The organism is Halorarum sp. SLYT50, assembly GCF_059821265.1.
Map to the genome: position 1 here is coordinate 1711873 of NZ_CM187555.1, position 24139 is coordinate 1736011.

The 24139-nt window shown below is 71.5% G+C and carries 28 protein-coding genes, 1 tRNA gene and 1 pseudogene; 14 read left to right on the forward strand and 16 right to left on the reverse strand.

Going from position 1 to position 24139, the window contains the following annotated elements; translation table 11 throughout:
- Positions 1–19 precede the first annotated feature (19 nt).
- Entirely contained in the window at positions 20–1123 is a 1104-nt protein-coding gene (locus AC6RUA_RS08960) for a mandelate racemase/muconate lactonizing enzyme family protein (protein WP_499812676.1), read from the reverse strand.
- Positions 1124–1218: 95 nt separating this feature from the next.
- On the opposite strand from AC6RUA_RS08960, the gene AC6RUA_RS08965 reads away from it, so the two are divergent.
- Complete coding sequence (locus AC6RUA_RS08965) at positions 1219–2511, forward strand: nickel pincer cofactor-dependent isomerase, group 22 (protein WP_499812677.1); 1293 nt, start codon at positions 1219–1221, stop codon at positions 2509–2511.
- A gap of 48 nt (positions 2512–2559) precedes the next feature.
- Here AC6RUA_RS08965 and AC6RUA_RS08970 read toward each other — a convergent pair whose 3' ends face one another.
- The 3 genes from AC6RUA_RS08970 to AC6RUA_RS08980 all read right to left on the reverse strand — a co-directional run bounded on the left by AC6RUA_RS08970 (position 2560) and on the right by AC6RUA_RS08980 (position 4628).
- Positions 2560–3378, reverse strand: a complete 819-nt coding sequence (locus AC6RUA_RS08970; RefSeq protein WP_499812678.1) for a fumarylacetoacetate hydrolase family protein — start codon at positions 3376–3378, stop codon at positions 2560–2562.
- Complete coding sequence (locus AC6RUA_RS08975; protein ID WP_499812679.1) at positions 3379–3732, reverse strand: cupin domain-containing protein; 354 nt, start codon at positions 3730–3732, stop codon at positions 3379–3381.
- Between the two features lie 98 nt (positions 3733–3830).
- Complete coding sequence (locus AC6RUA_RS08980) at positions 3831–4628, reverse strand: SDR family oxidoreductase (protein WP_499812680.1); 798 nt, start codon at positions 4626–4628, stop codon at positions 3831–3833.
- 162 nt (positions 4629–4790) lie between these two features.
- Here AC6RUA_RS08980 and AC6RUA_RS08985 point away from each other — a divergent pair, with 162 nt between their 5' ends.
- Positions 4791–5663 carry a DUF8231 family protein gene (locus AC6RUA_RS08985; protein WP_499812681.1) on the forward strand — a complete coding sequence of 291 codons (873 nt, stop codon included), beginning with the start codon at positions 4791–4793 and terminating at the stop codon, positions 5661–5663.
- Between the two features lie 112 nt (positions 5664–5775).
- On the opposite strand, the gene AC6RUA_RS08990 is transcribed toward AC6RUA_RS08985, so the two are convergent.
- Together AC6RUA_RS08990 and AC6RUA_RS08995 are read right to left on the reverse strand one after the other, a co-directional pair.
- A complete protein-coding gene (locus AC6RUA_RS08990) occupies positions 5776–6153 on the reverse strand; it encodes a YccF domain-containing protein (RefSeq protein ID WP_499812682.1) in 378 nt (125 codons plus the stop codon).
- 182 nt (positions 6154–6335) lie between these two features.
- Positions 6336–6440, reverse strand: a tRNA-Arg gene (locus AC6RUA_RS08995).
- Positions 6441–6541: 101 nt separating this feature from the next.
- On the opposite strand from AC6RUA_RS08995, the gene AC6RUA_RS09000 reads away from it, so the two are divergent.
- Positions 6542–7114, forward strand: a complete 573-nt coding sequence (locus AC6RUA_RS09000) for an AAA family ATPase (protein ID WP_499812683.1) — start codon at positions 6542–6544, stop codon at positions 7112–7114.
- Positions 7111–7533 (forward strand): RNA-binding domain-containing protein, encoded by a 423-nt coding sequence (locus tag AC6RUA_RS09005; RefSeq protein ID WP_499812684.1) that lies wholly within the window; start codon positions 7111–7113, stop codon positions 7531–7533. The genes AC6RUA_RS09000 and AC6RUA_RS09005 overlap by 4 nt, the downstream gene beginning before the upstream one ends.
- A 48-nt stretch (positions 7534–7581) precedes the next feature.
- On the opposite strand, the gene AC6RUA_RS09010 is transcribed toward AC6RUA_RS09005, so the two are convergent.
- The 4 genes from AC6RUA_RS09010 to AC6RUA_RS09025 form a co-directional block, all read right to left on the reverse strand.
- Positions 7582–8091, reverse strand: coding sequence for a hypothetical protein (locus AC6RUA_RS09010; RefSeq protein ID WP_499812685.1), 510 nt, complete (start codon positions 8089–8091; stop codon positions 7582–7584).
- Positions 8088–8924 (reverse strand): DUF2391 family protein, encoded by an 837-nt coding sequence (locus AC6RUA_RS09015; RefSeq protein WP_499812686.1) that lies wholly within the window; start codon positions 8922–8924, stop codon positions 8088–8090. Before AC6RUA_RS09015 ends, AC6RUA_RS09010 begins: the two co-directional genes overlap by 4 nt.
- Before the next feature lie 128 nt (positions 8925–9052).
- Positions 9053–9610 (reverse strand): magnesium transporter, encoded by a 558-nt coding sequence (locus tag AC6RUA_RS09020; protein ID WP_499812687.1) that lies wholly within the window; start codon positions 9608–9610, stop codon positions 9053–9055.
- Positions 9610–10194 carry a magnesium transporter gene (locus tag AC6RUA_RS09025; protein WP_499812688.1) on the reverse strand — a complete coding sequence of 195 codons (585 nt, stop codon included), beginning with the start codon at positions 10192–10194 and terminating at the stop codon, positions 9610–9612. The genes AC6RUA_RS09020 and AC6RUA_RS09025 overlap by 1 nt, the downstream gene beginning before the upstream one ends.
- A 153-nt stretch (positions 10195–10347) precedes the next feature.
- Here AC6RUA_RS09025 and surE point away from each other — a divergent pair, with 153 nt between their 5' ends.
- On the forward strand, positions 10348–11193 hold the full coding sequence (gene surE / locus AC6RUA_RS09030; RefSeq protein WP_499812689.1) for a 5'/3'-nucleotidase SurE: 846 nt from the start codon (positions 10348–10350) through the stop codon (positions 11191–11193).
- Between the two features lie 31 nt (positions 11194–11224).
- Here the strand turns inward: surE and AC6RUA_RS09035 are convergent, their stop codons facing one another.
- Positions 11225–11968 (reverse strand): FkbM family methyltransferase, encoded by a 744-nt coding sequence (locus tag AC6RUA_RS09035; RefSeq protein WP_499812690.1) that lies wholly within the window; start codon positions 11966–11968, stop codon positions 11225–11227.
- A 107-nt stretch (positions 11969–12075) separates the two neighbouring features.
- Positions 12076–13314 carry an MFS transporter gene (locus tag AC6RUA_RS09040; RefSeq protein ID WP_499812691.1) on the reverse strand — a complete coding sequence of 413 codons (1239 nt, stop codon included), beginning with the start codon at positions 13312–13314 and terminating at the stop codon, positions 12076–12078.
- Between the two features lie 130 nt (positions 13315–13444).
- On the opposite strand from AC6RUA_RS09040, the gene AC6RUA_RS09045 reads away from it, so the two are divergent.
- Together AC6RUA_RS09045 and AC6RUA_RS09050 are read left to right on the forward strand one after the other, a co-directional pair.
- The gene (locus tag AC6RUA_RS09045) at positions 13445–13864 is read left to right on the forward strand and encodes a DUF7522 family protein (RefSeq protein WP_499812692.1); all 420 of its coding nucleotides are present in this window, start codon (positions 13445–13447) and stop codon (positions 13862–13864) included.
- A 66-nt stretch (positions 13865–13930) separates the two neighbouring features.
- Entirely contained in the window at positions 13931–14968 is a 1038-nt protein-coding gene (locus AC6RUA_RS09050; protein WP_499812693.1) for a nucleoside recognition protein, read from the forward strand.
- Here the strand turns inward: AC6RUA_RS09050 and AC6RUA_RS09055 are convergent.
- Together AC6RUA_RS09055 and htpX are read right to left on the reverse strand one after the other, a co-directional pair.
- Positions 14934–15173: a helix-turn-helix domain-containing protein gene (locus AC6RUA_RS09055; RefSeq protein WP_499812694.1), complete on the reverse strand. Its 240-nt coding sequence runs from the start codon at positions 15171–15173 to the stop codon at positions 14934–14936. The two genes, AC6RUA_RS09050 and AC6RUA_RS09055, sit on opposite strands and share 35 nt — an antisense overlap.
- 184 nt (positions 15174–15357) lie before the next feature.
- Positions 15358–16224, reverse strand: a complete 867-nt coding sequence (gene htpX, locus AC6RUA_RS09060) for a zinc metalloprotease HtpX (protein WP_499812695.1) — start codon at positions 16222–16224, stop codon at positions 15358–15360.
- 168 nt (positions 16225–16392) lie between these two features.
- Here htpX and AC6RUA_RS09065 point away from each other — a divergent pair, with 168 nt between their 5' ends.
- The 4 genes from AC6RUA_RS09065 to AC6RUA_RS09080 all read left to right on the forward strand — a co-directional run bounded on the left by AC6RUA_RS09065 (position 16393) and on the right by AC6RUA_RS09080 (position 19164).
- Positions 16393–17562 carry an inorganic phosphate transporter gene (locus AC6RUA_RS09065; RefSeq protein WP_499812696.1) on the forward strand — a complete coding sequence of 390 codons (1170 nt, stop codon included), beginning with the start codon at positions 16393–16395 and terminating at the stop codon, positions 17560–17562.
- 147 nt (positions 17563–17709) lie between these two features.
- Positions 17710–18099: a ferredoxin Fer gene (fer, locus tag AC6RUA_RS09070; RefSeq protein WP_499812697.1), complete on the forward strand. Its 390-nt coding sequence runs from the start codon at positions 17710–17712 to the stop codon at positions 18097–18099.
- Between the two features lie 253 nt (positions 18100–18352).
- Positions 18353–18763 (forward strand): DUF7344 domain-containing protein, encoded by a 411-nt coding sequence (locus AC6RUA_RS09075; RefSeq protein ID WP_499812698.1) that lies wholly within the window; start codon positions 18353–18355, stop codon positions 18761–18763.
- Positions 18764–18786: 23 nt separating this feature from the next.
- Positions 18787–19164, forward strand: a complete 378-nt coding sequence (locus AC6RUA_RS09080) for a HalOD1 output domain-containing protein (RefSeq protein WP_499812699.1) — start codon at positions 18787–18789, stop codon at positions 19162–19164.
- Positions 19165–19192: 28 nt separating this feature from the next.
- On the opposite strand, the gene AC6RUA_RS09085 is transcribed toward AC6RUA_RS09080, so the two are convergent.
- Positions 19193–20668 carry a sensor histidine kinase gene (locus AC6RUA_RS09085; protein ID WP_499812700.1) on the reverse strand — a complete coding sequence of 492 codons (1476 nt, stop codon included), beginning with the start codon at positions 20666–20668 and terminating at the stop codon, positions 19193–19195.
- 155 nt (positions 20669–20823) lie between these two features.
- Here AC6RUA_RS09085 and AC6RUA_RS09090 point away from each other — a divergent pair.
- The 3 genes and pseudogenes from AC6RUA_RS09090 to AC6RUA_RS09100 all read left to right on the forward strand — a co-directional run bounded on the left by AC6RUA_RS09090 (position 20824) and on the right by AC6RUA_RS09100 (position 23530).
- A pseudogene (locus AC6RUA_RS09090) lies at positions 20824–21917 on the forward strand (A24 family peptidase).
- 97 nt (positions 21918–22014) lie between these two features.
- Entirely contained in the window at positions 22015–22407 is a 393-nt protein-coding gene (gene hisI / locus AC6RUA_RS09095; RefSeq protein WP_499812701.1) for a phosphoribosyl-AMP cyclohydrolase, read from the forward strand.
- Positions 22391–23530: a DUF7118 family protein gene (locus tag AC6RUA_RS09100; RefSeq protein WP_499812702.1), complete on the forward strand. Its 1140-nt coding sequence runs from the start codon at positions 22391–22393 to the stop codon at positions 23528–23530. The genes hisI and AC6RUA_RS09100 overlap by 17 nt, the downstream gene beginning before the upstream one ends.
- Before the next feature lie 37 nt (positions 23531–23567).
- Here the strand turns inward: AC6RUA_RS09100 and AC6RUA_RS09105 are convergent, their stop codons facing one another.
- On the reverse strand, positions 23568–24083 hold the full coding sequence (locus tag AC6RUA_RS09105; protein WP_499812703.1) for a GNAT family N-acetyltransferase: 516 nt from the start codon (positions 24081–24083) through the stop codon (positions 23568–23570).
- Positions 24084–24139 lie beyond the last annotated feature (56 nt).

Genomic DNA, 24139 nt, shown 5'->3' on the forward strand with positions numbered 1-24139 from the left:
GTGCGGTTCCGACCCGCCCTCACACCTCGAACGCTTCGAGTGCGTCCCGGTCGAGTTCGATGCCGTGGCCCGGCCGGTCTGGCAGGGTGATTTCGCCGTCCTCTGGCGTGAGCGGGTGCTCGATGACGTCGTCGAACACCTTCACGTCCGAGTCGCGGTGGAAGTACTCCACCCACGTCCCGTTCTCGCTGGCCGCGACGAGGTGCGAGTGGAGGTCCCAGTTGTAGTGGGGCGCGACGGGCACGTCGTAGCTCGCGGCGGTGTGCGCCACCTTGAGCCACTCGGTGATGCCGCCACAGACCGTGGCGTCGGGCTGGACCACCTCGACGGCTCCCTCCCGCAGGAGTTCGGCGAAGCCGTACCGCGAGAACTCGAGTTCCCCGGCGGCGACGGCGTAGTCGAGCGCGTCGTTCACCTCGGCCATGAGCGAGACGCTGTCGGGCATCACCGGCTCCTCGACGAAGTAGGGGTCGTACGCCGACAGCCGTCGGCAGGTTTCGAGCGCCTCGGGCTTGCTCGTCCACGCGCCGTTGGCGTCCACCATCAGCGTACACTCGTCGCCGACGGTCTCGCGGACCGCGCGGACGCGTTCCTCCTCCTCGGCGGGCGAGAGGCGACCCACCTTCATCTTCACGGCGTCGTGCCCCCGGTCGACGTACCGCCGCATCTCCTCGCGCAACCCCTCCAGTCCCTTCTCGTCGCGGTAGTAGCCGCCGCTGGCGTACGCGGGCACCGTGTCGGTGTACGCGCCGAGGTACTTGTACAGCGGCGCGTCCGCGGCCTGCGCGGCGACGTCCCACAGCGCGATGTCGACGGTGGCGATGGCGCGCAGCAGCGCCCCCTTGCGACCGATCTGGACCGTCCCGTCGAACATCTCGCGCCAGAGCCGCTCGGTGTCGCGCGGGTCCTCGCCCTCGACCATCGGCGCGAGCACGTCGGTGACCGCGTCGGCGATGAGCGCCGACCCGCCGTAGCCGAGCGTGTAGCCCAGCCCCTCGAGTCCGTCGTCCGTTCGGACGTACGTGATGGCGTGGTCGCGCTCTTCGACGGTTCGCGTCGCGAACGACACCGGCTCCTCCAGCGGGATTGACACCGCGAAGCTCTCTACCTCCGTGACCTGCATGGACGGCCGATTCACGACGGGACGGTAAATGGTTGTGTACCGCGGCCCCACCGCGCGCCCGACACGGTTTACCCGTCGCTCGATAGACCCCCTGTATGCGATTCCCGGACGAGCGTGCCGTCGACGCGGTGCTCGACACGCCGGTGCTCCCCCGGTTCGCCGCGGTGCGGTACGAGCCGGAGACGCCGGAGTTGGCCGACCCCGCGGGCGCGGCGCGCGAGGAACTCGACGCGCTCCCGCTCGGTGACCTCTCGGCGGGTGCGCGCGTCGCCGTCGGACTCGGCAGCCGCGGCATCCACGACGTCGTCCCCGTCGCGCGCGCGGTGGTCGCGGAACTGGCCGAGCGCGGCTTCGAACCGTTCGTCGTCCCCGCGATGGGGAGCCACGGCGGCGCCACGGCGGCGGGTCAGGTCGAGACGCTCGCGGGCATCGGGCTGACGGAGGAGACGCTCGGCTGTCCCGTCGACGCCCGGATGGACACGACCGTCCTCGGCGAGTCGACCGTCGGCGCGCCGGTGCCGTTCGCGACGGCCGCGCTGGAGGCGGACGGGGCGCTGGTCGTAAACCGGGTGAAGGCACACACCAACTTCACCGGGCCGTTCGAGAGCGGGCTGACGAAGATGGCGACCATCGGCCTGGGCAAACAGCGGGGGGCGAACGCCGCCCACGAACACGCGCTGGTCGAGGGGTACGTCCCCGTGCTGGAGGCGGCGCTCGACGTGGTCCGGGCGGAGACGCCGCTGCTCGGCGGTCTCGCGCTCGTCGAGAACTTCCACGACCACACCGCCCACGTCGAGGGCGTGCCCGCGGCGGCGCTGCCGGACGCCGAGGCGCCGTTGCTGGAGTGTGCGGACGAGTACATGCCGACGCTCCCGTACGACGAACTGGACGTGCTCGTCGTCGACCGCATCGGCAAGGACGTCTCCGGGGCGGGCATGGACACGAACGTCGTCGGGCGCTACAGCGTGTTGAACGCCGCGGACCCCGAGTTCCCGAACATCAGACGCGTCGTCGTCCGCGGGCTGACGGAGGCGACGCACGGGAACGGGATGGGAATCGGCCTCGCGGACGTCACCACCGCGTCGGCCGTCGAGGGGCTGGACCTCGACCAGGTGTACACGAACGCGCTCACCAGCGGGTCGCTCTCGAAGGCGAAGCTCCCGGTCGTGCTCCCGGACGACGAGCGGGCGCTCGCGGCGGCGCTCTCGACCGTCGGGACGTACGACCCGGAGACAGTCCGGGTGGCGTGGATACGCGACACCGGCCACCTCTCCGAGTTCCGCGTCTCGGCCGCGCTCGCGCGCGACCCGCCCGACGGCGTCGTCGTCGAGGGGTGGGAGGAGCTGACGTTCGCCGACGGCGAGCCGTCGTTCGAACCCGCCGAGTGAGCGCGACCGTCCCCGGTCGGTTCCCCGCACGGACTCGACGACGCCCCCTCAGCGGACGACGGTAGCCGAGACGCTGCCCACTTCGTCGACCTCCGCGCGGACGCTGTCGCCGGGTTCGACGGGGTGCGCGCCGGGCGTCCCGGTCGAGATGACGTCGCCCGGTTCGAGCGTCATCACGTTCGAGTGGAACGCCACCAGTTCCCGCGGCGAGAAGTGCATGTTGGCGACGACGTTGCGCGCCTCGACGGCGTCGTTCACGACCGTCCGCACCTCGACGTCGTCGAGCGACATCCCGGGACCGGGCACCGCGACGTGGGGACCGAGCACGAGGAACGTGTCGTAGCTCTTCGCGCGCGTGAGAAAGCGGGGGTTCCGCTGGAGGACGTCCTCGGCGGTCACGTCGACGACGGGCGCGAACCCGGCGATGACCTCGTCGGCCTCCGCGACGCCCACGTTCCGACACGTCCGACCCACGACGACGGCGAGTTCGGCCTCGGCGGTCACCCGCTCGGACTCCGACTCCGGAGGGAGGCGAATCGGCCCCCCGGGACCGGTCGCGGCGCTCGCGGGTTTGAAGAAACTCGCCGGCTCGTCGGGCGCCTCCTCCGAGAGGTCGGAGGCGTGTTCGGCGTAGTTCAGACCGATGCCGAACAGCTTTCCCGGCGTCTCGACGAACGGGCCGAACGACAGCGCCTCGCGTGGCGTCCGCTCCGCGGGCGCGTCGCCCGGGTCGCGGAGGCCGCCGGGCGCGCGCGCGAGCACGTCCCGGACGCTCGCGGCGTCGGGATAGGCGGCCGAGAGCGGGACGAACCCCTCCTCGTCGCCGACGAGCGGTCGGCCCGCGGCGCTCCGGGCGAGGTAGCGCATCTACTCGTCCGTCCCTCGGTCGGTCCAGAAGTCGAACGACCGACCGGGCGCGAACGCGTCGAGTCCGACGGCGAGTTCGTCGCCCGTGTTCTCGACGCGGTGCGGTTCGTCCGACTCGAGCAGGACCGAGTCGTACTCGCCGAGGGTGACGGCGTCGTCCTCGGTGTGGACCGTGAGCTCTCCCCGGAGGACGAGGCACACCTGCTCGTTCCCGTGGTCGTGCATCGGCGAGGAGTGGCCCGGCGGCTTCTCGAACCACTCGAAGCTGAACCGCTCGCTGCCCGCGAGGCTGACCCGGCGCCAGCCCTCGTCGGGTTCGTACGTCGTGGCCTCGTCGAACTCGACCGGTTCCATGGGCGTACGAACACGCTCGGCGTAATCAATCCTCGTACCTCGTACCGCCGCGCGGTCGTCCGTGGGGGTCGCCGTGAGGGCCCGCGAGAGGTGCCGGTCTACAGGTTCGACGAGCCAGAACCGCCGTCGATGGGGATGGCGACGCCGTTGATGTACCCGGATGCGGGCGAGGAGAGGAACGCGACGGTGTTACCCAACTCGATGGGGTCGCCGATGCGCCCGAGCGGGATGCCGCTGCCGCGGGCCTCCAGCCCCTCCTCGTAGGAGTCGTACTCGCCGCGCTCGACCGACTGCTCGACGAGTTCCTCGATGCGGGACGTCTCGTGTGCCCCGGGGAGGACGGCGTTCGTCCGGACCTCCGGCGCGAGTTCCTTCGAGAGCGTCTTCTCGAGACCGATGACGCTCATCCGCACGGAGTTCGAGAGCACGAGGCTGTCGATGGCCTCCTTGACGCTCCGGGAGGTGATGTTCACGATGGTGCCGCCGCCGTCGGCGCGCAGGTGGTCGGCCGCCTCGCGCACGAGGCGGACCACGCTCATCACGAGCAGGTCGTACGCGTGGTACCAGTCCTCGTCGGTGGTCTCGAGGAACGGCCCGCTCGGCGGCCCGCCGGCGCTGGTCACGAGGTGGTCGAGTCCGCCGAACTCGTCGACGGTGTGTTCGACCAGCGCCGCGACTTCCGCCTCGTCGGTCAGGTCCGCGGGTCGGCCGACGACCGTCGCTCCGTCCGCCGCCTCGCCGCTCACTTCCTCGACGGCGTCGTCGAGTCGGTCCTCGTCGCGGCCGTTCATCACGACGTTCACGCCCTCGCGCGCGAGCGCCAGCGCGGACGCCTTCCCGAGTCCGCTGCTCGATGCGGTCACCAGCGCCGCGTTCCCCGCGATGTCGTAGTCCATGGGGACCCCTCGTCAGGAGTCCCCTAAAATCCTCGTTCACCGGTGCGTCTCGCACTGCCGACTCGTCCCGTTCCGAGCGTCGCTCCCCATATCGGGGACGTGGCGCCGCGCGCGCTCTCGCAGAAAGTAACGGTTAAACGCCGGGCGCACAGTCGTCCGGGTATGCAACGACGCGCCGCGGCCGTCTACGTCGCGTTCTTCCTCGTGGTGGGGGCGGTGTCGTTCTCGCTCATCGCGACCGCCAGCGCGCCCCACTTCTCGCTCCAAGACCCCGAGCAGTCGCTCCAGGTCAACGAGTCGTTCACGGTCAACGAGACCGAGTACACCGTCACCTCCATCGAGGCCGAGATGTCGAGCGGGAGCAGCGGGGGCCACGGCGGGGGTGGCGCCGCGACGCTGGAGCGGTCGGGCACCATCCGGTGGACCAACCAGTCGGCGAGGTTCACCGAGGAGTGGGCCAACGGGTCGACCGTGACGTACGACGGCGGAAGCTGGAACGTGTCGGTCGCGCCCGGCAACAACACCACGCAGTTCTCGCTCGTCGAGGTCGTCAACCGGACGGCCATTCTCCGGAACGACTCCGCGGCGGCGAACCAGACGACCACCGTCGACGGCGTGGAGTACGTCGTCAGACAGGAGAACGGCACCCGGACGCTCGTCAACGCCTCGGAGTACTTCCCGGACCCCGAGACCGAGCAGTTCGAGCAGGGCGACCAGTTCCAGTACGCCGGTAACGAGACGACCGTGACGGAGGTCACGAGCGAGGCCGCGACGCTCGCGTGGGTCGCCCCGCAGACGAACGAGGTCAGCGTGAACGACCAGGCGAACGCCACCGTCGGGTCCACGACGTACTTCGCGTCCTTCCCCGACAACTCCACGCTGGAGCTGTCGACCGACTACTCGCAGTACCAGGCGTATCAGGACGAGTCGACCGAGTTCACCACGCTCACGAACGGTCTGTGGGGCGTCACCATCCTGAGCGGTCTGTCGGTCCTCTTCCTGACCGGCCTGGCGTACCTCCCGTCGCGGTACTGAGCGACGAGGTCGGGTCTCCCCACCGTTCTTCTCGCTTCTCTCGGTGCCCACCGTTCTTCCCGCCTCTCCCGGCACCCTCCGTTCTTCTCGGCCCCCTCGCCGACGGAGCGGTTCAGCCGTCGAACCGGTAGAGCGACGTGACGTACGGCAGGCGGTTGAACAGCCAGAACGCGACGGGGAGTCCGACGACACTCACCGCGAGCGCGCCCGCCACGTTGGCCCACAGCAGGCCGAGCCACCACCCGACGAGGACGAAGTAGACGCCGCGCACGAGCAGCGACCGCTGGCCCCGACCCGCTCCCGGCGCGGACAGCGACTGCGGCTCCCGGAGCGAGAGGACGGTCGGCACGAGGTTGACGAGTTTGACCCCGAGCGGGATGCCGACTATCGTCGCGTTCAACAGCCACGCGACGTTCGCGACTATCGGCGTCGCCCACCAGCCGACGGCGAGGAACCAGAGCGCGCGCGTGAGCAGCGACCGTTGCGTCATACCCGGGAGAGGCGGCGAGCGGTCGAAACCCTTCCGTTCGCCCTCGGACGGCGAGCACGACGGGATTCTCACCACGGTCGGACGCGTTCGGCTCGCTTCCGGCGGCCGCTCGCCTGCGCGCGCCCTCCCTGCTTCGAATCCCGTGCCCGCTGTCGTCACTCGCGAGTGCTCGTGACAGACAGCGGGCGCGACGGGATTCGAACCCGCGACCGTCGGATGGCTCCCCGCGACGGCGTCGCCGCCGCGGTTAGAAGTCCGACGCTCTGTCCGGACTGAGCTACGCGCCCTCGCCGGGACAAAGCGGCGGGAGGAGCAAAAACGACCCGATTCGAGCGGACTGCTCGACGGTCCCGCAGGATTTACGAGCGCAAGCGGCGAAGCGCGGACGATGCGCGTAATCGGAACGGTCGGCCTGCCGGGGAGCGGCAAGGGCGAAGCCGCGACGGTCGCCGAGGAGGAGGGGGTGCCGGTCGTGACGATGGGGGACGTCATCCGCGAGGAGTGCCGACGCCGGGGACTCGACCCGGCGGAGCACCACGGCGCGGTGGCGAAGGCGCTCCGGGACGAGGAGGGCCCCGCCGCCATCGCCGACCGGACCGTCCCGCTCGTCGAGGCGGCGGCCGCCGAGTCGGACGCGGACGTCGTCCTCGTCGACGGCCTGCGCTCGATGGTCGAACTGGAGCGGTTCCGCGAGCGGTTCGGCGAGGGGTTCCTGCTCGTCGCCGTCGACGCGCCGTTCGACCTGCGCGCCGAACGCCTCGGCGCGCGCGGCCGCGACGACTCGGACCTCGACACCGAGTCGCTCCGCGACCGCGAGGAGCGCGAACTCGCGTTCGGGATGGGCGAGGTCATCGACGCCGCCGACGTGACCGTCGAGAACACCGACTCGCTGGCGTCGTTCCGCGACCGGGTGCGCGACCTGCTCACCGAGACCGAGGACGTCCCGGAGGCGACGGAATGACGAGCGTCTACAGCATCGACGCCCGCATCGAGGCGCCGGTGCGCGACACGGAGGTCACCGACCGCGTCGCGGACGCCGTCGAGAACCTGTTCCCGAACGCCGAGACGACGGCCGAACCCGGGAAACTCGTCGCAGAGACGCACACGCTGGACCCCTTCTCGGACAAACTCCACGAGCAGGAGATACTCGACACCGCCCGCCGGGAGTTCGAGCGGAACGCCCGCGCGGACGGGTTCTCGTTCAAGCTGAAGAAGCAGGCCGCCTTCCAGGGCGTGGTGAACTTCGCGGTCGGCGAACCCGACGAACTCGGCGACATCGAGGTGGACGTCGTCGTCCGCGAGCCGTCGGTCGCGGAGTACATCGACCACATCGCCCCGCCGACCGAGGACGGACGGCCGGTCGACCCCGAGCGTCGCTGACGCGCCGACGCCGCCGACTCGCGACCCGCGGTCGTCGCTCCGCCGGCGCTACGCCACGACCCACGACCTGACGGTCGCGTTCCGCTCCGCGTCCGCCGGACAGACGACGATGGCCGTGGCGGTGCTCGACGCCGGCACGTCCTGGAACGCCATCTCCGTCGAGACGTCGCCGCACGCGACGTCGACCGTCGCGGACGACAGTCCGCGTCCGCCGTGGTTCGTGATCACGACCTGCGCGTTGACCGTACCGTTCCCCGTCGGCGTCGCCCCGACGATTTCGGCGGTCGGGGGGGCGGTCTCCGGCGTCGTCGCAGCGCTGTAGGCGAGAAAGCCCAGCAGGAGCACCGTCACGACGACGCTGGCGACGAGTACCGCCCGCTCGACGGCGAGCACCGAGTGGGTCACCTCGTCGGTCGCCTCGGTCGCGCTGTCGGGCACGGCCTCGCGGACGCTCTCGTCCCCGCCGATGATCGGGTCGACGCTGTCGCCGTCGCCGTCGGGTTCGCCGTTCGAGTCGCGGTCCCCTCCGTCCGTCCCGTCGTCCCGGTCGTCGCTCACGACAGCACCACCCCCGCGCCCGCGGCCCCGACGGTCGCCGGGAACCCGAGTACGACGGTCTGGCGGACCCACTCGACCGGGCCGACGTGCGTGAACGCGCCGAACCCCGCGAGCAACAGCGCGGCGGTCGAGAGCGCGAACACGTACGCGGTGCAGGTCAGTCCGACCCGTCCGCGCAACGTGCTCTCGTGGAGTCGGCGGCCCTGCCCGCGGAACTCGACGGTGTACAGCGTCAGGTAGCCGGTGCCGAGGCTCACGAGCGCGATGGCGAACAGCCGCCACCAGCCCATCCGGTTCGCCATCACGAGCACCTCGTCGGTCGGCGCGATGGGGAACGAGAGGAACAGCGCGCCGGCGACGAACGCGAGCGCGCGGGTGTCTCGTTCGCCGCCGACGATGGGCTCGTCGTCCTCCTCGGCGCCCGCCAACAGCGTGTCGGCGATCGCCGCTCCCATCGCGTACGGGACCGTGAGAAACAGCGTCCGACGCGCGATGACGACGAGCGAGTCGCCCCACGAGAGCATCCCGAGCAGCCACAGTGCGACGAGACTGGTGACCAGCCCCTGGAGCAGCACCTCGGCGAAGTCGACGAACTCGCCGAGGCCGTACGGGCGGGCGTGGCTCTCCGTCCCCTCGCGGAACCCGATGGCCTGCGCGGCGAGGTAGATGAGTATCACTCCCGCCGTCGAGTACGCGAGCACGCCTTCCACCGAGAGCGACTGCCCGAGCCACCAGATCTCGCGTGTGTACGTCGCCGTCACTCCGAGGACGAACAGGGCACCGACGACGCCGCGGCCCTGTTCGCGGAGTTCGTCTGCGAGCGCTTCGTGCATACCCCTCGACTCTCCCGGGGTTCCCAAAAGCGCTCCCGCCGAGTCGTGACCGGATACGTTCGACACGCGCTCCGGCGACACCGCGACCCGTCTCGGCGTCGACGGGCGTGGACGGGCCGACCCGTCTCTCACGCGAACAGCAGCACCGCCCCGAACAGGACGAGCACTCCGAGCACGTCACAGACGTTCGTGACGACGGGGATGACGACGTCGTCGGGGTCGAGCGAGAGGCGGTAGGCGACGTACGTCGCGGCGAGCGTGACTCCCACCGCGAGGACGGCGAGCGTGACGCCGGCCGACAGCGCGACGAGGAGCACCGTCTCGGGGGCGAGCGTCGCCGTTCCGGTGAGCGCCGCGAGCGCCCACGCCCCGAGACCGACGACCGGAAAGAGCGTGGCCGCGAGTGCGACGGTGGCGAGCGCGTTGCCCGCGAGTTCGTCGTCCGTCGGGGAGAAGGAGAGCGTCCCGAGGTGGAACGCCGTCGAGAGCCGCGCGGCCAGAATCGAGCCGAGGTTCCCCGCGGTTCCGATGGTGACGGGGACGAGTACGAGCAGCGACGGCGCCGCCAGCAGGCGCTGCTCGAACGAGCCCAGCACCAGTCCCGAGCCGAGTTCCACCAGCGTCAACGCGAGCAGCACCGGCAGCGTCGCGCGGGTGATGGCCCGGACGCTCCACTCGGTCGCCACTACGCGGCACCCCCGAACAGCGCGAGCGTGGCCCGGACGGCGAGCAGGAGGAACGCGACGCCGAACACGTCGCCCGTCGTCGTCACGAGCGGACCGACGAGCGTGTCGGGGTTGTGCCCGCGGCGGTAGCCGACGAGGACGACGGACACCACGACGGCGACGAGCGCGCTCCCCGAGAGGAGCCCCGCGAGGAGCGCGACGGTCACCATCACCCGGAGCGGCGCGACGGGCGAGCCGAGCAGACCGAGCAGCGCGACGGTGCCCGCGGCGGCGAACGTCGACGCGAGCAGCCCGTTCGCCAGCGCGGCGGCGGCCGCCGCGCGCAACCGCTCGTCGCCCGCGCGCACCCGGGGCTCGACGAGCCCCTGGTGGAGCCCGGTCGAGAGGCGTGCGCCGAGGCTACCGTACACGTTCCCGCGGGTGGCGAGCAGCGCGGGGACGAGCACGAGCAGTCCCGGGACGGCGCGCAGTTCCGCCCGCATCCCGCCGAGGACGACGCCCGCGAGCAGACCGCCGACGAGGCTGGTCGCCAGCGCCGGCAGCGCCTCGCGGTACGCCTCGCGCGCCACGTCTCCGGCTCCCATGCGAGAGCGCACGCGCCCCCCCGACAAAAGTCGGGCGCGTGGACTCGGACGCGTCCCGGCGAGCGCCGAACGTTCCCCCGCCGGTCGGCCCGTGAACGTCTCTCCGGCTGACGCGACCGACGCGCCCTTATCTCCTCGCGTTCTCTCCCCGACGTGAACCAGTTCCACGTCCTCCTGACGAACGACGACGGCATCGACTCGCCCGGTCTCGCCGCGTTGTACGAGGAACTCCGGGCCGTCGCGGACGTGACGGCCGTCGCCCCCGCGGACGACCAGTCGGGGGTCGGCCGCTCGCGGTCCGACGCCGTCGGCGTGGACGACCACGAGTGGGGGTACGCCGTCCACGGCACGCCCGCCGACTGCGCCGCGTGGGGACTGCGGGGACTCGACGCCGACTTCGACCTCGTCGTCTCGGGGTGCAACCTCGGCCCGAACTGCGGGGAGTACCTCATCGGCCACTCGGGCACCGTCGGCGCGGCCGTCGAGGCGGCGTTCCTGGGAGCGCCCGCGCTCGCCGTCTCGGCGTACCACCGGGAGGCGTTCTTCCCGCCCGACGAGGTGTCCTTCGAGACGCCCGCGACGGTCACGCGCGCGCTGGTCGAACGCCTCGTCGACTCGGACGTGTTCCACGCCGCCGACTACCTGAACGTGAACGCGCCGATGGCCGCCCACGGCGGGATGCGCGTCACGGAACCGCTCGCGGACTACGCGGTGGACGTGCGCGAGGCGACCGAGGACGAACGGGAGACCGACGACGGCGACTGGCGACTCGACAACGACTACTGGGCGCGACTCGACCAGTCCGACCGCTACCCGACGCTGGAGCGGGTGAGCGAGACGTACCCGGACTGGTCCGACCGCGCGGCCGTCGTCGCGGGCGACGTGAGCGTCTCGGCGATGCGCGTCCCGCAGGAGTCGGTCCACGCACCGGCCGTCGACGAACTCGTGGCGGCGTACAACGACGAGTGGCGCGCGGACGAGGCGGCGGCGGACGACTGACGCCCCGTCGGGCGCACTCCGACGAGGGACGCTACGCGTCGGCCGGCCGGCGGGCGAGCAGGTAGCGTTCCCGTCGGTCCGCCGGCACCTCCTCGACGGTCAGCCCGGCGTCTTCCAGCAGGCCGCGTATCCCCTCGACGTCGACACCGTGCTGGGGGTGGACTTCGACTGCGACTACCCGGACCCCGTCGAGGTGCGCTCCCAGGCCTTCGAACACCTGTCGCTCGAACCCCTCGACGTCGACCTTCAGTGCGTCCGGCCCCGGCACGTACGAGTCGCCGCGTCTCAGCGTCACGTCGAGCGACTCCGCCCCGCCCTCTCCGATTCGGTGAGCGCCCGTACCGACGCCGCCGTGGACCGCGAGCGGGGCCTCGCCCGGTTCGGCCGCGAGACCGACGCGTTCGAGGGACACTCGCCCCGCGATGTCGTTCAGCGCCGCGTTCTCGAGCAGGCGGTCGCCGTTCCCGGGATGCGGTTCGAACGCCCGCACCCGGTCGACGACGCGGCCGGCGAAACAGGTCCACGTCCCGACCGCCGCCCCGACGTCCCACACGACCATCTCCGGTTCGAGTTCGTCGAGGAACGCGACAAGTACGTCCCCTTCCCCGGCGACCATCCGCGCCCGGTGAAGTTCGGACGGCGTCTCGACGTCGAACTCGGCCTCGTACCGGCCGCCATCGATGGTGCTCGTCTGCACCCGGTCGGCCACGCCCGTTCGGAGGAGCACTCCGTCTCTCACCTTCATCATCCGGTCTCTGGCGTGTGAAATGTCCATTAACGGATATAATCGAGGGTGGTAATAACGCTTCGTCCCCAGTTCTCTCGAACGATACTCCCGCACGGTCGGAGGGCGTCGTGGCTCCGGCCACCCGCCGTCGGCGCTCACTCTCCCAGCAGTGCCACCACGCCGGTCAGCAGCGCCGCCGCGGCCATCGACGCCGCGAGCAGGCCGAAGGCCGGTTCGAAGCCGGTGGCGTCCGAGACGACGCCGACGACGGCGGGCGCGACGGCCCCCGCGCCCATCAGCAGCGTGCGGACGACGCCGAGACCGCCGCCGGCGACGTCGTCCGGGATGACCGACGTGAGGTACGCGCCCCGGACGGGGCGGAACCCGTGGCTACCGAGGCCGAACGCGACGACGGTCGCACCGAGCGCCAGCGGACTCGCGCCGCCGAGCGCGAGCAGGGCGGCGAGTGCGACGGCCGCGAGCGTCAGCGTCCCGCCGATGACCGACAGGTGGCCGACCCGGTCCGAGAGGTCGCCCGTGACGAGTTGGACCAGGCTGACGACGAACAACGCGCTGTACAGCAGCGAGGCCGTCTCGCTCGACACGCCCGCCGCGTCGGTGAGGTACAGCGGGAGGAACGCGACCGCCCCGTTGTACGCGAAGGAGAACCCGAGCGTCACGCCGACGAACGCGACGAAGCGCCGGTCGCGGAACAGCGCGAGGTACGTCCCCGTCGCGTCGCCCTCGTCGGGGCGCGTCGGCGCCGGCGGGACCCGCCGGGGGACGCGCGCCGTGACCGCCGCCGCCAACCCGACGCCGGTCAGCCCGCCCGCGAGAAACAGCGCCCGCCAGTCCCCGAAGTTCGTGACCAGGACGACGGCGGCGGGGGCGGCGACGCCGCCGAACGCGCCGAACGTGTCCAGCGCGCCGAGCGCCCGTCCCGTTCGGCTCGGGTACACCCGCGAGAGGAGGCGGACGGCCACCGTCTTGTGTGCGCCGGTACCCAGCCCCACGAGGAGCATCCCGGCGACGAGCGCGAGAAAGCCCGCGGGCACCGTCCCGACCGCGGGGAGCGCGAGGGACGGACCGCTCGGGACGGGCACGACCAGCCAGAGCGCCCCGAGAGCGGCGACGAGTCCCCCGCCGACGATGACCTTGCTCGCGCCGAGACGGTCCGCGAGCGCGCCCGAGGGGAACTGCATGAGCGCGTAGACGGTCATCATGACGGTGAACGCGGTGCCGAGCAGCGCGTTCGAGACGCCGAACTCCGCCTGAAAGCGCGGGAACAGCGGCGGGAACGCGTACCGGAGGAACTTCGCGAGGAACCAGACGAGCGCCGTCAGCGCCAGCGCGTCGTACTCCTCCAGACGGCCCAGCCGTGTGGCGACTCCCATCGTCCGGACGACGACGCGCCCGGTGAAAAGCGGACTGAAAGGCGCGGGTTGCGACGCGCGCACCGCGGCCCTACCGCGTCGAACCCGACGACGCGGTGGATTTAATTCCACCCCACTATCATCCGAATGTATGGGCGAAACGGCCGCGTTCCGGAACCTGTTCGCGTACCTCCGGCGGACCGCCGGCGACAGCCTCCGCTCGGTCGTCCGGTACGACGAGGCGGGGCATCAGGTGCTGTACGGCTCCGACGCGCTCGCGGCGGACACGGACGAGGAGGTCGCGGCGTTCGTTCGGAACCACCGGGAGGACCGGCGCGAGGAGATACGCCGCCAGGAGCAGTACGACGTGGGTCGGTTCCACTCGACGGTCCGCCTGTTCGAGGACGCCGTCGTCCTCCACCTGGTCGGCGCGGACGGCGTCGGGGTCATCGTCTCGCTGTACCCCGAAGCCGCCAGCGCGCTCTCGACGTTCGTCGGCGGCTGTCGCGAGCAGTTGGCGGGCTGTCCGGCGTTCGGCGGCACGGACCGCGGCGGCGCCGACGGGGGGTGACGACCGTCGCGCCGGATGCCGGTCGGCGGTCGCAACCGGCTTGTTCGTGGGGACCGACGTGCCCGTATGCAACCCGGCGAGGCCGCCCTCCTCCCGTTGCTCGCGGACGTCCTGGTGCGGGCGGCCCGCATCGCCGCGCTCGTCGGTCTCGGGGTGTTCCTCGCCAACGTCGCCGTCGAGTTCGGCGCGGTCGAACGGCTCGCCGGTCTCTCGCGGTTCCTCACCGGCCCGGCGAACCTGCCCGACGAGGTGGGGACCGCCATCCTGACTACGGCGGCGTCGACGACGGCGGGCTACGGGATGCTCGCGGACTTCCGCGAGTCCGGCCGCCTCTCGGACCGCGCGACGCTGGTCGCGGTCACCGTCAACACGTTCTTCGGGTTCCTCCAGCACGTGCTCACGTTCTACGTCCCCGTGCTCGTCCCGGTGCTCGGCGCGCGCGTCGGCGTCATGTACGTCGGCGCGCGGGCGGGCATCGCGCTCGCAATCACCCTGACGGGCGTGCTCGGCGGGGCGCTTCTCCTCTCCCCGGCCGACCGGCGCGGCGACGCTCCGACCGCCCCTCCGGGGCGCACCGACGGCGGCGGAGCAGCGGACGGCGAGGCCGCCGAACGGAGCCCGTCAGCCGGGGCCGGTGACGCCGACGAGGACGCCCGAAGCACGGCGGCGCGCGTCCGCGCGGCGGCGGGCGCGACGCGGTCGACCGTCCGCCGTATCGTCCCGCGACTCGTCGTCGTCTACGCGCTGGTGACGCTACTCGTCGCGTACGTCGACCTGCGGGCGCTGTCGTCCGCCGCCGGACCGCTCGCGGAGGTGGCCGGCCTCCCGGCCGCGGCCGTCCCCGTAATCGTGATATTCGCGTTCGACACCACCGCGGGCGCGGCGGCGGTCGCGCCGCTCGTCGGCGACACGCTCACCCCGGAGACGGCGGTGGCGACGATGCTCGTCGGCGGCGTCGTCTCGTTCGCCGTCTCGACGTTCAAGCGCTCCATCCCGTTCCAGTACGGCGTCTGGGGGCCCGAGTTCGGGTCGAAGGTGGTCGCGCTGAACACCGCGCTGAAGGTGGTGTTCATCTCCGTCGCGGTGGGGTTCTTCCTCGCGTGAGCGCGTACTCGCGTCCGCGCCGTTCGACCCAGTGTCGGTCCTCGAACGACCCGAGAATACGCCCGAGTGCCGGCTGCGGGACGCCCGTCTCCTCGTGGACGGCCGGTCGAGTGCGAGGGCCGGCGGCGAGGGTCCGGAGCACCTCGACGCGGCGAGCCGACCGCGCCAGGGACTCGACGTCGTCGAGGGGGGTCGACGGGGTCACCGGGCGGCGGAGAGCGCGCGTCGTCTGTCGCTCGACCCGTCGCGGTCGGTCGTCCTCGACGATTCGACGATGTGGCCCGTCTGACGCCGGGACGGCCGGGACCGACGGTTCGCGCGACTGGCTCGTCTTCGGGAGCGTGACCGGTTCGGCGTGCCGGTCGCTCGGTCCACCGACCTCGCCTCCGTCAGCGCGTCTCCAGGTCCCGCTCCAGGTCCCGGAGCCGCTCGACGCGCTTCTCGGTGCTCGGGTGAGTGCTGAACAGTTTGCCGATGAACCCGCTCCGGATGGGGATGATGAAGAACGCGTTCATCTCCGACGTCTCGCGCAGGTCCTCGTCGGGCACGCGGTCCATGTTCCCGTCGATGGTGAGCAGCGCCGACGCGAGCGCGCCGGGCTTGCCGGTGATGGCCGCCCCGCCGCGGTCGGCGGCGAACTCGCGGTAGCGCGAGAGCGCCCGGATGAGGAAGAACGACACCACCCAGACGACGAGCGACGCGAGGATGGCGACCATGACGCCGCCGTTGTTCCGGTCGCGCCCGCCGCCGAAGAACGCGCCCCAGCGGACGACCATGAACGCGATGGTCGAGAGGAACGACGCGATGGTCATCACCATCACGTCGCGGTTCTTCACGTGCGCGAGTTCGTGCGCGAGCACGCCCTCCAGTTCCTCGTCGTCGAGCGTCCGGAGCAGCCCCGTCGTCACGCAGACGGCAGAGCTCTTCTGCGAGCGGCCGGTCGCGAACGCGTTCGGGACGCGCGAGTCGGCGACGGCCACCTTCGGCTTGGGCAGGTCGGCCTGCTGACACAGGCGGGTTATCGTCCGGTGGAGCTGCGGGTACTCCTCCTCGCTCACCTCCTTCGCCCCCATCGAGTAGAGCGCGAGCCTGTCGCTGAAGAAGAACTGGACGAGCAGGAACGGCACCATGAACACGAGGAACCCGACGTACCTCGTCTGGGAGATGACGGCCGCGAAGACGAGGTAGAGGGCGAACAGGAGGAACATCGTGAAGAGCATGCGACCGCGCAAGCCCCAGTCCGTCTTCCACTGCATACAGGCTACTACTCGCTTGACGGCTTAAACGCTGTCGTGACACGCGCGGTGGATAACCGCGCCCGCGGTCCCGTTCCGCGAACCGCCGACTCGCCCCGCGTCGGGGGCGGGGTCGTCCCCGTCGTCGCCGGACGAGGGACTTATTCGGCGCGGGGTACCATCCTCGGTGTGGTCGCAGAACTCCTCCTCGTCGGTCTCGCTGTCGCGGTGTTCGTCGGCTTCAACATCGGCGGCTCCTCGACCGGAGTCGCGTTCGGGCCGGCGGTCGGGAGCGGTCTGCTCTCGAAACTCGCGGCGGCGGCGCTGATGACCGGGTTCGCCTTCGTCGGCGCGTGGACCGTCGGCCGCGGCGTCATCGACACGATGGGCGGGCGAATCGTCCCCTCGTCGGAGTTCACGCTCCTCGCGAGCGTGGGCGTGCTGTTCTTCGTCGGCCTCGCGCTGCTCATCTCGAACACGTTCGGCGTCCCCGCCTCGACGTCGATGACCGCCGTCGGCGCCATCGCGGGGCTGGGCGCGGCGACGAGCACGCTCAACTCCGAGGTGATGGTCCGCATCGTCGGCTGGTGGCTCGTCTCGCCCGTCATCGCCTTCTGGGTGTGTGCGGTCGTCGGTCGCTACCTCTACCCGTACCTCGACGCCGCCTTCGCCATCGACCGGTCGGACGGGAACCTCGTCGAGTTCGCCGTCGCGGGCGGTCTCCCCCGGGTCGGACTCGCCGACGGAACGACGAGCCGCGAACTGGTCGGGACGGTCGTGGTCGTCGTCATCGCCTGCTACATGGCGTTCTCGGCGGGCGCGTCGAACGCCGCCAACGCCGTCGCACCGCTCGTGGGCAGTCCCGAGGCGAACCTCTCGGCTGACGCGGGCATCGTCGTCGCGTGCGGGGCCATCGGGCTCGGCGCGTTCACCATCGCCCGGCGCACGCTCGACACCGTCGGCAACGACCTGACGGACCTGCCGCTGCTGGCGGCGCTCATCGTCGAGATCGTCTCGGCGAGCCTCATCACGTTCCTCTCGTACATCGACATCCCGGCGTCGCTCGCCGTCTCGGCGACGATGTGCATCGTCGGTCTCGGCTGGGGGCGCGCCACGCGGACGACCAGCGTCGGCGACGCCGTGCGCGGCGAGCGCCCGGAGGTGTCGGTGAACGCCCTCGCGGCCGAACGGGAGGCCGACGGCTCCGTCCCCGGCGTCGGCGAGGAGGCGGGCGAGGACCTGCTCGCCTCCGACCTGTTCGACCCCGGCACCACGGGCCGGGTCATCTTCTTCTGGATACTCACCCCGTCGCTGTCGTTCGCCGCGTCGTACGCGCTGTTCACGGTCGCGCCCGTGTGACTCGGGACCGGTCGACGCGGCCGTCTCGACACGTGAAAACCTTCGGGCCAATCCGCCGTTTTGGCGGGCCTAAAGCGCTCGCGTCGCGGGATTCGGCTGAGCGAGATAGCAACATCTAATTGGGCGGCACTCGAAGCCGCGACTGAGATGCCCACGGTCGAATACCTGAACTACGAAGTACTCGACGACCACGGCTGGTCCATGGACGACGACGACCTCTTCCAGGAGGCGGCCGACGCCGACCTCAGCGACGAGGACTACGGTACCCTCGACGTCAACGAAGGGGAGTACATCCTCGAGGCCGCCGAGGCCCAGGGGTACGACTGGCCGTTCTCGTGTCGCGCCGGCGCGTGCGCCAACTGCGCGGCCATCCTGAAGGAGGGCGAGATCGAGATGGACATGCAGCAGATCCTCTCGGACGAGGAGGTCGAGGACAAGAACGTCCGCCTCACCTGCATCGGGTCGCCGCAGGCCGAGGAGATTCGCATCGTCTACAACGCGAAGCACCTCGACTACCTCCAGAACCGCGTCATCTGAGCCGACCGGGCGCACAGCCCGCGATTCGAGTCGTCCGCGTACCGACTTCTCTTTCGCGCCAACCCGACGCCCGTCCCTGGACCGGTCTTCCCGGACGTCCCCGAACGATTGTGACGATTGGCTAGTACGTAACCAAGTGTGTTGTACTGGACACCGACCGGAAAACAACATAATAGCCCTTCACTAGCACTGGGGACGGTACAAACGGCAGGTGGAAGGAATCCTTTTTCGGTGGAGTGTGATACCACATAACATGGACCGTGGAGACGAGGAGCGAGAGAGCATCGTCTCGGAGATGGGAGGGTTGCGGTTCGAGTCGCTCCCGTCGGAGGAGGTGCTGGAACTGGACCACGTGTACGACGCGCTGTCGCACCCGCGGCGGCGGTACCTCTGTTACACGCTGCTCGAGCGGACGGAGTGGACGCTGACCGACCTCGCGACGAAAGTCGCGGTGTGGGAGCAGGACGTCCCCGGACACGCGGTGGACGACCGCGAGCGGGAGAAGGCGTTCGTCTCGCTGTACCACGCCCACGTACCGAAGTTGGCCGACCTGAACGTCGTCGAGTACGACGACACGACCGAGACGGTTTCGGCCGGGCCGAACGCGGACCAGGTGCTCGCGGCGCTCGAAGGGATGGGTGCGAGCCTCGACGACGCACAGTGAGACGCACGCGCGCAAGGAGATGGATGACGGGGAGTGACCGCGGGGAGACGGCTAGCGGCGACGCGTCGTCCGCCAGTTCGGCGCCGAAGTGGACGCAGGTCGTCCAGCGTCACTTCCACCCCGACGGGGACGAGGAACTGACGACCGCACTCCTGTTCGCCGTCGCGGAGGCGGACGGCGTCGCCCCGTTCGAGAAGCGGTCGACGCCGCTGTACGACCACTTCGACGCGGCGGCGCTCGAGGAGACGTTCTTCGAGGTCGGTGACCGCTCCCGACGGGGAGCCGGCACCGCCGAGTTTCGCTACGAGGGGTACCGCGTGACGGTCGGGAGCGACGGCTGGATTCGGGTGTACGAGTCGGACGATACGACGCCGAGCGGAGAACGGGAGCGGGACGAGTAACCGACGAGGCGCCGCCCGGCGCGACGCGTCACTCCCCGCCGTCGCTCCCGTCGACGAACTCGGCCCCGACGAGTTCGAACCGGGCGCCGCCGTCGGCGCTCTCCGCGAGTCGGACGTCCCACCCGTGGGCGTCGGCCACCCGTTCGACGATGGCCAGCCCGAACCCGGTTCCGTCCTCCTTCGCCGAGCGGCCGGCCTCGAACACGCCCGAGCGGTCGTCGGGCGGGACGCCGGGACCGTCGTCGGCCACGTACAGCCCCCGCTCGTTCGACAGGAGCCCGACGCGTATCGACACGTCCTCCCCTCCGTGTTCGACGGCGTTGCGGAACAGGTTCTCCAGCACCTCCTGGAAGCGGGCGGCGTCCGCCTCGACGCGCGGCGTCTCGACGACGTCGAGGGTCGCCTCCTCCGCTCGCACCAGGTCCCACGCGTCCTCGGCCACCGTCGCCACGTCGACGGGGTCGTCGCCGCTGCCGTCGGCCAGTTCGCCGCTCTCGGCGAGTGCGAGCAGGTCCGCTATCAGGTCGTCCATCCGGTCGAGCGCGCGGTCGGCCGCGCGGTAGTGTTCCTCGTCGCCGGTCTCGTCGAACCGTTCGAGGTTCCCCTGCGCGACGTTCAGCGGGCTTCGCAGGTCGTGCGAGAGCGCCCTCGTGAGGCCGTCGAGTCGGTCGTTCCGCTCGCCGGTCTCCCGAGAGGCCGACACGGTCCCGTCGGGACCGACGTCGACGGTACAGACCAACAGCCCGGGCGGCGTGCGCGAGAACGCGCTGTCGACGACGAGTTCGCTCCCGTCCGCCCGGGTCATCCGGACCTCCTCGCGCCACGCGCCACGCTCCGGGAGGTTCGGGAGCACCTCCTCGGCGACGTGTTCGGCGTCGGCGTCGGGGTGGAACCGGTGCCACCGCTCGCCGAGCAGTTCGGACCGGTCGTAGCCGTACGCGTCGGCGTACGCCCGGTTGACGTAGACGAAGCGACCGTCGCCGTCGAGGAGGCCGATGCCCTCGTGGGCGGTGTCGATGGCGCCGAGCAGTCGTTCCACGTTCCGCTCCGCCCTCGCCCGTTCGACGGCGTTCCGGACGCGCCGTGCCAGCACGGCGTACTGCTCGGTGCCGTTCTCCTTCTGGAGGTAGTCGGTCGCGCCGGCCGAGATGGCGCGGCCGGCCACCTCCTCGGACCCCCGCGCGGTGAAGAGGATGAACGGCAGGTCGGGGTCGCGCTCGCGCACGGCTTCGAGGAACTCGACGCCCGTCGACCCGGCCATCTCGAAGTCGCTCACGACGCAGTCGACCGACCGACCGCCGTCGGCCAGTCGGTCGAGCGCGTCGTCGGCGCTCGTCTCCGGTATCACCTCCATGTCGTCGCTCCCGCTCTCGAGGAACGCGGCGACCATTCCCGAGAACCCGGGTTCGTCGTCGACGTGGAGGACGGTGATGGTCTCGTCGTCGACGCGCGACTGAAAATCGACCTCCGAGGGGGCCGGAGTCGACAGGTGGGGACCGCCCATCGTATATTAGTACAGATAGCTACGCCGGGGACATAATTCCCCCGCACCGTCGTGTCGACGGACGGACCGAAACGACGACGGGAGGCTACTCGCCGCCCGGGTCTCCCCGGCCCGCTTCCCCAACGGCTAATGTCGCTGCGTCCGGCGTGAAACCAATGACCGTACTGGGGGTCGCGAGCGCGCCGGACCTGCTCCGCCTGCTCGTGGTTCCGGCGTTCGCGTGGGCGGCGTACCGGGACGCGCTGACCCGACGGGTTCCCAACCGACTGTGGCCGCCCCTCCTGGCCGCGGGGCTGGTCGCACTCGTCGTCGAGGCGGCGGCGGCGTTCCCGTTCGCGGGCTACGGCGGGGGGCTGTTCCTGCTCCGCGTCGGGTTCGCGCTCCTGTCCTCGTCCCGTTCGCGCTGCTCGCGCACCGCGCCTCGGCGTTCGGCGGGGCCGACGCGAAGGCGCTCGTCGTCCTCGCGGTTGCGTTCCCCACGTCCCCGACCTACCTCGTCCCGTTGTCCGTGCTGCCGGGCGTCGCGTGGCTCCACCGCGGGTTCCCGCTGTTCCCCTCGACGCTCGGCGTCGCGGCGATGTCGGCGCTCACCAACGCCGTCCTCGTCGGAGCGCTGTACGTCGCCTCGCTCGGGGTTCACAACGCGCTCGCCGGCCGGCTCTCCCCGGCGATGTTCGTCGGGAGGCCGACGCCGGTGACCGCGCTCCCCGACCGACACGGCGCGTTGCTCGACGTCGACGGGGTCGTCCCGGCACGGGGGCTGGACCTCGACGCGCTCCGGATGTACCTCCGGTGGCGCGGGGCGGCGCTCGCGGACCTCCGAGCCGACCCGGCGCGCCACCGCGACCCCGCGAGCGTCGGAGAGACGAACCCGCCGACCGACGGCGCGGTCGGCACGGCCGGCGCGCCGGCGCGGTCCGACGGCGGACGCTCCGCCGGCGACACCCCGACACGGGAGTCCGTCGGGTCCGGCGTGCTCGACTCGGCGACCGACGACGCTCCGGCGTCCGAGGCTCCGGCGTTCGACGACCCCTGGGCCGCCGCGCGGTTCCTCGACGACATCGAGGGGACGGCGTACGGGACGACGCCGGAGACGCTGCGCGAGGGGCTGGAGGCGGTGACGAGCGAGGGGGAGGTCTGGGTCTCGCCGGGGCTCCCGTTTCTCGTCCCGCTGTTCGGCGGACTCGTGCTCGCGCTCACGTACGGCGACGCGCTCACCGTCCTGCTCGACACCCTCGGGTTCGTGTGACCGCTCCGTCGCCTCCGCCCTCTCCACCGAGCCGACCGGGCCGCGTGCGGGCGAGGGGCGCAAAAGACCTATGCGGGGAACGCGCCTCGGGTCGCACATGAGCGCGGCGAACGAGACGGACGACGCCGTCGCGGTAGACGTGGAGTTCGACGACTCGGGGCTGGTCCCGGCCGTCGCCCAGGACGCGGAGACGGGCGAGGTGTTGATGCTCGCGTACGCCGACCGGGAGGCGCTCGAACGGACCCGCGAGACCGGCCGGGCGCACTACTACTCCCGCTCGCGCGAGGAGCTCTGGGAGAAGGGGGCGACGAGCGGCCACACGCAGGCCGTCGAGGAGGTCCGCGTCGACTGCGACGCCGACGCCCTGCTCTACCTGGTCGACCAGACCGGCGGCGCCTGTCACACCGGCCACCGCTCGTGTTTCTACCGGACCGTCGACGGCGAGACGGTCGGCGAACGGGTGTTCGACCCCGATGCCGTCTACGAGTGACGCGGCCGGCTCGCGGTCCTCGGACCCGCTGACGGCGCTCCGGGAGGCCCGCGAGCGCCGGCGCGAGGCGGAGGCGGCCGTCGAGGCGGTGGGCGAGGGCGACCTGCGGCGGGTGAGCGAGGCCGTCGACCGGGCCGAGCGCCTGCTCGACGGCTACGTCGACTCGGCGACAGGCACCGGCGACTTCCAGGCGTACGTGGAGTTCCAGGGGGAGTTCGGCACGCTCGTCGAGGACCTCCCGGACGACCTGCCCGAACGCGACGCGTTCGAGCGGGCGAACGGCGCCGTCGACGGCCGCCGCCTCTCGGAGTCGGACTTCGCGGCGGCCCGCGAGGCGCTCGACCCCGCCCGCGACCTGGCGGGCCGGCTGGAGGAACGGGCCGACTCCGAGCGGGCGGTCCACGACGCCGAACGGCGGGTGGAGGAGCGGCTCGCGGACCTCGACGACCGCATCGCGGACCTCGACCGCCTCCTGGAACTGGGCGACGCGGACCTCGACGCACCGACCGCCGACCTCCGCGAGCCGCTGACGGCGTACGACAACGCCGTCCGGATGGCGTTCGCCGAGTTCCGCGCCGAGGTGAGCGCCCGCGAACTGCTCGCGTTCGTCGCCGACACCGCTCACTACCCGCTCGTCGACTTCGAGACGCCGCCGTCGGACCTCCGCGCGTACGTCGAAGAGCACGACGCCGGGCGGGAGTCGGTACCGACGCTCCTGGAGTACGCCGACTACTCGGCGTCGAAGCTCGACCACTACGTCGACGACCCCGGTGCGTTCAGCACGCACGTCCCCGTCCACCGCACGTACCTCGACCGCCTCTCGGCCGACCCGCTCGCGGTCGGGTGGCCGCCGCCGCCGGCGGGGGAACTCCGGGCGCTGGCGGGCGAACTCGTCTCGGTCACCGCGAAGTTCGCCGACGAGTCGGTCGTCGCCCGCGCCCGGACGCTCCGGCGACTCGCCGGACGGACGGACTACGACCGGCTCCGCCGGGCCGCCGAGGCGGAGGCGGAACTCGCGGCCGACGAGCGCGAGCGGTTGGCCAGCGGCGCGGTCGAGGCGGACCGCGAAGCGGTGCGGGAGGAGCGCGAGCGCCTGCGCGAGGCGCTCGCGGCCGACGGGTAGCGGCCGGGCTCCCGGAGAGACGGTCCGCATTCGAGTCTCACAGCCGCCGAGCGTACACTGCCGTCGGGTAGGACCCGCCGTCGATACCGACGGTTCGCTCCCCGACGGCGTCGAACCCCCGGGCCTCGTAGAACGCCCGCGTGCCGGCGTTGGCCGCGAACGTCTCCAGCACTACCCGGTCGCGGTCGGCCGGGATGCGGTCGAGACCCGCCTCCAGCAGTCGACTTCCGACTCCGCGCCCCTGGTGGTCGGGGTGGACGTAGATGGCCCGTAGTTCGGCGTCGGCCGGTCCGACGAACTCCTCGGTCCGGTCGCCCCACCCGAAGTCGGCGTGGCCCCGCACCGCTCCGGCGTCGTCGACCGCCACCAGCCGGAGTTCGGTGTCGGCGTTCGCGGCGTCCCACCGCCCCGCGAACGCGTCACCCGTGGGGACGTCGAGGTCGGCGAGCGTCTCGCTCGGGAGGATGTCGGCGTACGCCGACCGCCACGTCGCGCGGTTCACCTCGTGGGCCGCGCGCAGTTCCGCGCGCGACCCGACCGGTCGAACCTCCATACGCTACCCCTCCGCCGGACGGCAAAAACGACACCCGGTTCGACAGGCGGTCCGCG